The following is an 8,820-nucleotide window of genomic DNA, read 5'->3' as shown; positions in this document are numbered from 1 at the left end:
GGCTTGGGCGATGAAACTATTGAAACGTTGTACGGCAAAGGCTTTATTAGTCATATCAGTGATATCTATGAGCTGCACACCCGTGCTGCCGAATTGAAACAATTGGGGCGCTTTGGCGAGAAATCGATTAATAATATGCTTGATGGTATTGAGGCATCCAAAAAAATGCCTTTTGAAAAAGTGCTGTTTGGATTGGGCATCCGCTATGTAGGTGAAACTGTTGCCCGTAAACTGGCATTCCATTTTAAAAATATAGATAAACTGATGGAAGCATCGGTTGAAGAATTAACGGCTGCCGAAGAGATAGGTGAACGCATAGCCCAAAGCATAACCGAATATTTTGCAGGTGACATCCATCGCCAGGAAATACAAAAACTAAGGGAGCAAGGGTTGCAGTTTATTGCTGAAGAAAAAGAAGTTGTACTGGCCAGCGAAAAGCTTAGCGGAATGAACTTTATTATATCCGGCACGTTCGGGAATTTTTCGCGAGATGAGTTGAAAGACATTATTGAACAAAACGGCGGCAAGATCCTGAGCAGTATCTCCGCTAAACTTAATTACCTGGTTGCCGGCGATAATATGGGCCCTGCAAAGCTTGAAAAGGCTAATAAACTTAATATTCCTATCATTAGCGATGATGATTTACTGGAGCTGATAAAATAGTGATTTCCTGAATTGTTCATTTTGTGCATTGAGAAGAGAACGCAAGGTTCTCAGCTTAAAAATGATGTAATTTGCTTTACCAAAAGGGATTCCCATAATTAATTAAACGCATCACGTTCGAATAATTTACTATGGAAAAATTTATAGCGATACAGCCCAATATTTTTTGTGAACCCTGCAAAGAATGCGGAGAAAGGCCTGTTATAACACAGGTTAAAGGTAAGTTTATTGTGAGGTGCCCAAAGAGCAAATCGCACTACCAAACAAAGCCGGGTTTGGTAGATATTAAAGACTGGAACACCAAAAATAAACCTCATCCGCCTCTTGGCAGCAAAGAAACAGTGAAGAAAAAGGCATCCTAAGCGGGGTGCCTTTTCACATTATTTAACAATTTGGCGTTGTAACAATCAAGTAATAAGTTTCATCTTAGCATAAACATCTGCTAAATGAAGCCAGCCTTAGTTGCGTTATTTTTAATACTAAATTTTTCCTCATATGCCCAGCAATTCAGTATCAGCGGTAAAATAACCAACGAAGAAGGTAAACCAATTCCTTTTGCATCAGTATTTATAAAAAACACCACCACAGGAGTATCTGCCAACAGTGAGGGCACATACCTGCTGCGTTTAAATGGCGGCAGGCAGGAAATTCAATACAAAGCTGTTGGCTACGCCCAGCAAAGTAAAATTGTTAATCTTGTTACTAACCAGGTGATCAATATCAGCCTGCAAACAGAAACCTACCAGTTGAAGGATGTAACTGTGCATGCGGGTGGCGAAGACCCCGCATATGCTATTATGCGTAAGGCTATTAAAAAGCGCAAGACCTATCTTAACGAAGTAAAAGCTTACACCTGCGATATTTACATTAAGGGCCTGCAAAAACTGTTGGCTGCCCCCAAAAGCTTCATGGGTTTTGACGTGCAGAAAGCTACCAGCGAAGCCGGGCTCGATTCAAACCGCCGCGGGATAGTTTACCTATCCGAGTCGGAATCAAAATATAGTTTCATCAGGCCCGATCAGGTGCATGAGGAGCAGGTATCGTCTAAAGTGTCCGGCCGTAACAGGGCGTTCAGCTTTAACCGGGCGTCGGACATGGCGGTTAACTTTTACCAGAACTATGAAACCTGGCAGGGTATGAGCAACCGCCCGCTGGTATCGCCGGTGGCAGATAACGCTATGTTTTACTACAACTACAAATACATAGGCACCTCGGTAGAGAATGGTGAAACTATCAACAAGATCCAGGTGATCCCCAAACGGGCGCACGATCCATGTTTTGAGGGGTATATTTATATTTTAGATGATAGCTGGCGCATTTATGGTTTGCAGCTTTACATCACCAAAAAAGCCAACATCAATTTTGTTGATACCCTAAAAATTAACCAGCAGTTTTTCCCGGTGAGTGAAAAGGTGTGGATGACATCATCCGTAAAATTTGAATTTACAGGAGGCTTGTTCGGGTTTAAATTGGGAGGGCATTTTATCTCGATCTATAAAAACTACAACCTCGATCCTTCAGTAAACAAAGCTGATTTTAACGAAGTGCTCCGGATCACCAAAGGCATCAGCAAAGATACCGCCTACTGGAACCAGGCCCGACCAATCCCGCTTACTGCCGAAGAGGTTACAGACTATACCAATAAAGATAAACTCGCCAAAAAGCGCGAATCCAAAGAATACCTTGACTCGCTGGATAAGGCCAACAATAAATTTAAGCCGGTAAACCTGTTGTTTACGGGCATCAATACCCGTAACCGCTATAAAAAGGAGTATTTTCATTACGATCCGATCATCGGCTCCCTGCTTTATAATACGGTTGAGGGTTTGGCTATTGACTACGGAGCATCATACAGTAAACTGGTGGATACCGTCAATAACCGTTATTTTAGGCTGAACGGTAAAGTACGCTATGGTTTTTCCAATCATTTGTTCAATGCTTCGGCAGGTGCGGCTATTCACGTACTGCAACGGTTTACGCTGGGTTTAAATGGCGGATCGGATGTGGTTGATTTAAATGATCAGGCACCTATGTCAACATTTGTTAACACGGTGCATAGCCTGCTTTCGCAGCAAAACTTTAAGAAATTGTACCAAAAGCGATTTGCATCGGCATCACTTTCGGGTAGGGTAACCGGTGGCTTGCGCGGCAGTGCTTCGGTTGAATGGGCTAATCGTAGGTCATTACTGAATACAGCATCATTCAGCATTATCAATCCGGATGACCACCAGTTCACATCCAATAACCCGGCAGATCCTGATCATAATACGCTGCTGTTCCCCGAAAATCAGTCGCTCGCTGTAAACTTGCAGGCCAGTTATGATTTCAGCAATAAGTATGAAACCTATCCATCGGGCAGGCGTTATCTGCCATCTAAATACCCAACCATCAGCTTAAATTATACCAAAGGCATCAGCAATGTGTTAGGATCAGATGTTAATTATGATAAGATCAGCGCCGACATTTCCAAGGCCGATATCAGCATGGGCTTTTATGGCAGCAGCTCATTTTTTATAGGTGCGGGTAAATTCCTCAACGCCAAAAGCGTATTCTTTCCCGATTATTTCCACTTTGCGGGTAACGAGGTGTTATCGTACAAACCAAGGCTAAATCGCTTCCTGCTGCTGGATTACTACGATTTCAGCACACCTGATAAATACCTCGAAGGGCATTTCGAACACAACTTTTCCGGGTTTATCACCAATAAAATCCCGCTTATCCGCAAGTTTAAGCTCCAGGAGATCATCGATGTAAATTACCTGTATACGCCTACGCTTAAAAACTATACCGAGCTGGGGTTTGGTTTGCAGTATCTTAATTTCCGGCTGATGTACGGCATATCTTATAATGGAGGCACAGAAGCAAAATCAGCGTTGAGGCTGGGGATAAATTTGTAGGTTGATTTTACCTTTTACAAGCGTCATTGCGAGGCACGAAGCAATCCCCAACAGGGAGAGGGTGTGTGTGTCCGTCCGTTTAGGTGAGTAAGACAATTTTTGCCAGGGTGTGGACAGAAAATTAAAAAGCGTCATTGCGAGGCACAAAGCAATCCCCAATAGGCAGAGGGGCTAAGCAAATCCGCCCTGTATAGTTCGCGGTTGCTTCGTGCCTCGCAATGACGGGGTGGGTATGATGGCAACCAACCATTCACCTTAAAATCACCCTCCAAAAATCAGCGAAATCAACGTAATCAAAAATCACCAGCATTAAATTCAAATCAACGGTTTAACTTTGTCACATGATCAAGAATATCTTTCCCTGCTTAATAATCATGCTTGTGGCTTTTGGCTGCACTAAGAAAAACGTACCTCATTATACCATATCAAGGGTTACCAAGTCAGATACTGCTACTAAACTCACCGTTAAAATAGATGGCAGGCTTAAATGGGCTGAGCTGCTGAGCATCACCTCACAAATTAAGGCTGATAGTGCCAAGCTGAGTAACCTGCAGCTTTACTTTTTGCTGCCCGGTCATAACGATAAAAGCACCGGTGCCAATAGTTTTTACGCTATAGCCCGTTATCCGCAGGGGGATAAGGTTACTATTCAGGATACCACTAAAGATGCCGATGGCAATACGGTGCGGTTAAACATAACCGGTATAAGTGCCGAGGTTGCTAAACATTTGCTTACGCTTGCCCCTAAAGAACTGGCGGGCAAAAGCATTGTAGGCAGGTTTGTTGACGATAATAACCACACGCTTATTGTGCCTTTTACGGATATTGTTGACGGTAAAAAGGAATTATATGTAATTGAACTGGATACTGCCGGCAAGGTAGTATCTGCTACCATACCCGAGGTTGACAACAAGGATGGCATAGAAAAATACCTGGTAACCCACCGCGGCGATTATATCACCATTAAAGATAGCGTGCTTACCCAATATTCTGTTGATGATTTGGGTTTGCCTTATAACAGCATTAAAGCCGGTATTTAATTACCGGTTTGCAAATATGCCGAAATCACCAACGGCTTAATTTTGTGTTAAAAAATTGCGGGTAGACGGTTAAATCGTTCATTTATTCGAGATTATACCGATATATTTATAGTGTATAAAACATTGTAGATATATGAACCGAGATTTTATCAAAATTTTTGCATTAAGCGTAGCTGCAGTTTTTAGTGCCTGCATGGCTACTGCCCAGGTGAGGCTGCCGGAAGGATACTTCCTTAAAACGCTGCCGAACGGATTGGACGTGCTGGTTATTGAAAACAGTAAAGTGCCATTAACCACCATTGAAATAGCTGTTAAAAACGGTGCTTACACCGAAGGCCCGGAATACAGCGGTCTCTCGCACCTTTTTGAGCACATGTTTTTTAAAGCCAATAAGGACTATCCAACCCAGGAAAAGTTTTTAAAACGTACGCAGGAGCTTGGCGCCATTTGGAATGGTACCACCAATACCGAGCGTGTAAACTACTTCTTTACTTTTGATAGGGATAGCCTTAAAGCAGGTTTAAAGTTCATGAACGCGGCTATCCGTTTCCCTATTTACCGTGAGGAAGATATGAAAAAGGAACGCCCTGTGGTTGACGGTGAGTTTCAGCGTGCCGAGAGCGATCCGGGTTTCCAGCTTTGGTATGGTATGCAGCAAAAGCTTTGGGGCGATCTCATCACCCGTAAAAACCCTATCGGTGTTCATGAAGTGATCAACACGGCTACGCCCGAAAAAATGATGATCATTAAGGATAAATATTATTTCCCTAATAACAGCCTCCTTACTATTTGCGGCGATGTAAAGCATGACAATGCCTTTGCCCTTGCCGAAAGCATTTTTGGCGACTGGGCCAACAGCGGTTTCGATCCGCAAACCAAATTCCCTATTCCGGCATTTAAGCCTTTAACCAAGCCCGAATATTTTGTTAAGGAAGCCACCATCGCCCAAACACCTTATATGGAATTTACCTGGCAGGGGCCGTCATATCCAACTGATTCGGCGGGAACGGTTGTTGCTGATGTGTTTTCGACCATTGTGGGCTTAAACTCATCAAAACTACAGCAGGCATTGGTTGATAAAGGTTTAGCCAGCGGCGTTTATGTAAACTATACCACCAGCCGTTATGTTGGTCCTATAGATATTTTTGTAGTGCCTAACCCTAACAAGCTGAAAGAATGCTATACCGAGCTGATGAACCAAATTAGCATGTGGAACAAGGACGACTATTTTACCGACGAGCAAATGGCTACCGCCAAAGCTATCCTGCACCGTAATGATATTCATGCTAAAGAGAAGCCGTCATCACTGCCAAGCCAGATCAGCTACCAGTGGTGCAGCACCTCGTTTAATTTTTATACCGATTTGGATGCCAACTATCAGAAAGTTACCCGTGCCGATATTAAAAAGTACCTGGAGACTTACGTAATTGGTAAGCCATATGCGGCAGGCCTGATCATAGCGCCTGAGTTAAACAAAACAGTAAACGCGGCTTCATTTTTTGCAGCTAAGTAATTTAAAACTACCTCATCATGATGAAAAAATATATAATTGCCCTGCTGGTAGCAGCGGCTATAGGAAATACCGCCAGGGCGCAAAAACAGGCCTATGAAACCACGGTAGATGGTGTTAAGGTTATTGTACAGCCAAGCGGTAACGATATTGTAGAAGTACAAACCATTATAAAAGGCGGTGTGCAAAACTACCCGGCTACAAAGGCAGGGATCGAATCGCTGGCGATGAGCGCCCTTACCGAGTGCGGTACTTTAAAGCACGATAAAAACAGTTTTAAAGATGAGCTGGATAAAGTAAGCGCCACCGTTTACGGCAGCAGCAACAAAAACTATTCGGTAGTGCGCATGAACTGTATTAAAGGCGATTTTGATGTTGTTTGGCCCCTGTATGTTGAGGCTATAACCCAGCCTAAATTTGATGAAAAGGAGTTTACCCGCATTAAACAGGATGCTATCAACAACATCAAGCAGGAAGATTCACAGCCCGATAATGCCATTGATAAATATGCCGATAAGGTAGCCTTTGCTGGCACCAACTATGCTAAAGACCCAAGCGGTACTGTGCCTATCATCACAGCTCTAACCCCTGCCGAAACCAAGGCTTATTACCAATCTATACTAACCAAATCGCGTTTGGTGATTGTGGTGGTTGCCGATCTTGACCAGGCTGCTATTGAGGCTAAAGTAAAAGGGATGCTGAGCGGTATTAAACAAGGTTCGGCTTTTGCGTTTAAGAAATCTACCTTCACGGCCGAAAAAAACACCATCAATGTTGAAAAGCGTGACCTGGCTACCAATTATGTAGAAGGTATAGCAAGTGGCCCTGCTGCCGGTACACCCGATTTTAACGCCTTTAACGTAGCTATGCGTATTTTCTCGAACATGCACTTTTTAGAGGTACGTACCAACAACGGTTTATCATACGCCCCGCAGGCCTGGTTTAGTGCCGGTCAAACATCAACAGCCAAGTTCTCTGTTTCAACCACCGAGCCTGATAAATACATAGCTGTGTTTGATAAACTGGTTGACAAAATTAAACGTGAAGGCTTTAAACCCGAAGACGTAGCCGATATGAAGGTTACTTACTTAACAGGTTTCTACTATAAAAACGAAACCAACAGCGCCCAGGCATCATCAATAGCAGCAAATGAAGTATTGCATGATAACTGGAAACGTTCGTTAACACTGGTTGATGATGTGAAGAAACTAACCCCCGATGATGTAAGCAACGCCTTCCGTAAATACATCAACAACATAGTATGGGTATACCAGGGCGATCCGAAAAAGGTAAACCAATTGCTGTACATCAACGGTACGCTTCATAATGGCGAAAACCCGGTGAACCACTAAGGTTCATTGGTTCACTTGTTCATTGGTTCATTGGTCTATTATGGCGATGAGTGAGGTTCATTAGTTCACTTGTTCATTGGTTCATTAGTCTGTTATGGCGATGAGCGAGGTTCATTGGTTCACTTGTTCATTGGTCTGTTATAGCGAAGATCTCATGAAGATAAAAGGCCTGGAATAAAATTCCGGGCCTTTTGCGTTATACTAAAGACAGGTCTGCGCCCTGTTGAACCAATGAACCAATGAACCAATGAACCAATGAACTATTCCTCCGGCAGCACCGCTTTTTTCCTTGTACGGGTCCAGCCGGCGCCTTTGGGTTTGGTGGGTACGGTATCGCCAAGGAGCTTGCCCCAGGGTTTGAGGGTATCTATCCTGTCGAAGATGATCTTGAGCACGGCTACAAAAGGAATGGAAAGGAACATGCCCGATAAGCCCCAAAGCATATTGCCTAACAATACTACCACAATGGAGATAAGCGCGTTGATCTGTACTTTTGATGATACAATGCGCGGTACCAGGATATTGTTATCAATAAACTGGATCACCATATAGGCAATGATCACCCCTAATTGTGTGCTATAGCCATCTTTGGTAACCGTTGCCATTAACACCGGCAGGGCAATGGCTATGATGCCGCCAATGTAGGGGAGCAGGTTAAGGATAGCACCTATAACACCTATCAGGATGCCGTATTTAACGCCCAGTAGCACTAATGCCAGCGAGTTCATGGCGGCTACTATCAGCATCTCAATCAATAAACCCTGAATATAGCTTTGAATAGCCGCTTTGGTTTCCTTCAGCACTTCGGCAACCTGTTTGGAGTTTTCTTCGGAAAACACCTCAAAGAGGAAATTTAAGATCAGTACCTTATAAAACAGTATCAAAAACACATATACCGGCACAACAAACACCAGCCCGAATGTGCTCAGCACATTGCCCAGTGTGCGGCCTACCAGTGCCTGGCTGTTATCCATAGCATCCTTAATAAGCTTGTCCTGCTTTTGAACGGAGTAATTGAAAGTGGTGGCTATCCAATCTTTAAAGGTGATGAACAGTTCGGCAAATTTCTTTTTCAGCATAGGCAGCGAATCGCCAAACTGGATGATCTGGGTGGAGAGGAAATAGAATAGCCCTGCCAGTAAAACAGCGCCGAGTAGCATGGTCAGCCCTATAGCTAATATTTTAGGAACTTTACGTTCTTCCAGCCAGTTACTTACCGGGTTTAGCAAAATGGCGATAAAGGCGGCAAAGGCAAGCGGGATCATGACATCTGCCAGTTGGGCAAATACATAAACCAGTAATATCAATCCGAAAAGTATAACAGTACTTTTAAGGTAAAAGGGGTATTCTTTAACAGC

The 8,820-nt window shown here is 43.5% G+C and carries 7 protein-coding genes; 6 read left to right on the top strand and 1 reads right to left on the bottom strand.

The genetic code is table 11. The features are described 5' to 3' along the window. From VF500_RS14985 to VF500_RS14960, 6 genes are all read left to right on the top strand, one after another. On the top strand, positions 1-663 hold a 663-nt coding region (locus tag VF500_RS14985; RefSeq protein WP_330860438.1), incomplete at its 5' end, for a helix-hairpin-helix domain-containing protein. A 131-nt stretch (positions 664-794) separates the two neighbouring features. Beyond that, positions 795-1,025, top strand: a complete 231-nt coding sequence (locus VF500_RS14980; RefSeq protein ID WP_330860437.1) for a hypothetical protein — start codon at positions 795-797, stop codon at positions 1,023-1,025. Between the two features lie 84 nt (positions 1,026-1,109). Continuing rightward, complete coding sequence (locus VF500_RS14975) at positions 1,110-3,560, top strand: DUF5686 and carboxypeptidase regulatory-like domain-containing protein (protein WP_330860436.1); 2,451 nt, start codon at positions 1,110-1,112, stop codon at positions 3,558-3,560. A 374-nt stretch (positions 3,561-3,934) separates the two neighbouring features. Continuing rightward, entirely contained in the window at positions 3,935-4,600 is a 666-nt protein-coding gene (locus VF500_RS14970; protein WP_330860435.1) for a hypothetical protein, read from the top strand. Positions 4,601-4,733: 133 nt separating this feature from the next. After that, a complete protein-coding gene (locus VF500_RS14965) occupies positions 4,734-6,113 on the top strand; it encodes a pitrilysin family protein (protein ID WP_330860434.1) in 1,380 nt (459 codons plus the stop codon). Between the two features lie 20 nt (positions 6,114-6,133). Continuing rightward, a complete protein-coding gene (locus VF500_RS14960; RefSeq protein WP_330860433.1) occupies positions 6,134-7,462 on the top strand; it encodes a pitrilysin family protein in 1,329 nt (442 codons plus the stop codon). Between the two features lie 260 nt (positions 7,463-7,722). Here VF500_RS14960 and VF500_RS14955 read toward each other — a convergent pair. Beyond that, positions 7,723-8,820: AI-2E family transporter (locus tag VF500_RS14955; RefSeq protein WP_330860432.1), on the bottom strand; the 1,098-nt coding region annotated here is incomplete at its 5' end.

This window comes from Mucilaginibacter sp. (assembly GCF_036383575.1).
Taxonomy (GTDB): Bacteria; Bacteroidota; Bacteroidia; order Sphingobacteriales; family Sphingobacteriaceae; genus Mucilaginibacter.
Note: the sequence above shows the minus strand (reverse complement) of the source record. Positions and strands in the feature narration are given on the sequence as shown.

Coding starts and splice junctions, on each gene's coding strand:
- VF500_RS14980 (WP_330860437.1), top strand. CDS start 795: ATGGAAAAATTTATAGCGATACAGCCCAATATTTTTTGTGAACCCTGC.
- VF500_RS14975 (WP_330860436.1), top strand. CDS start 1,110: ATGAAGCCAGCCTTAGTTGCGTTATTTTTAATACTAAATTTTTCCTCA.
- VF500_RS14970 (WP_330860435.1), top strand. CDS start 3,935: ATGCTTGTGGCTTTTGGCTGCACTAAGAAAAACGTACCTCATTATACC.
- VF500_RS14965 (WP_330860434.1), top strand. CDS start 4,734: ATGAACCGAGATTTTATCAAAATTTTTGCATTAAGCGTAGCTGCAGTT.
- VF500_RS14960 (WP_330860433.1), top strand. CDS start 6,134: ATGAAAAAATATATAATTGCCCTGCTGGTAGCAGCGGCTATAGGAAAT.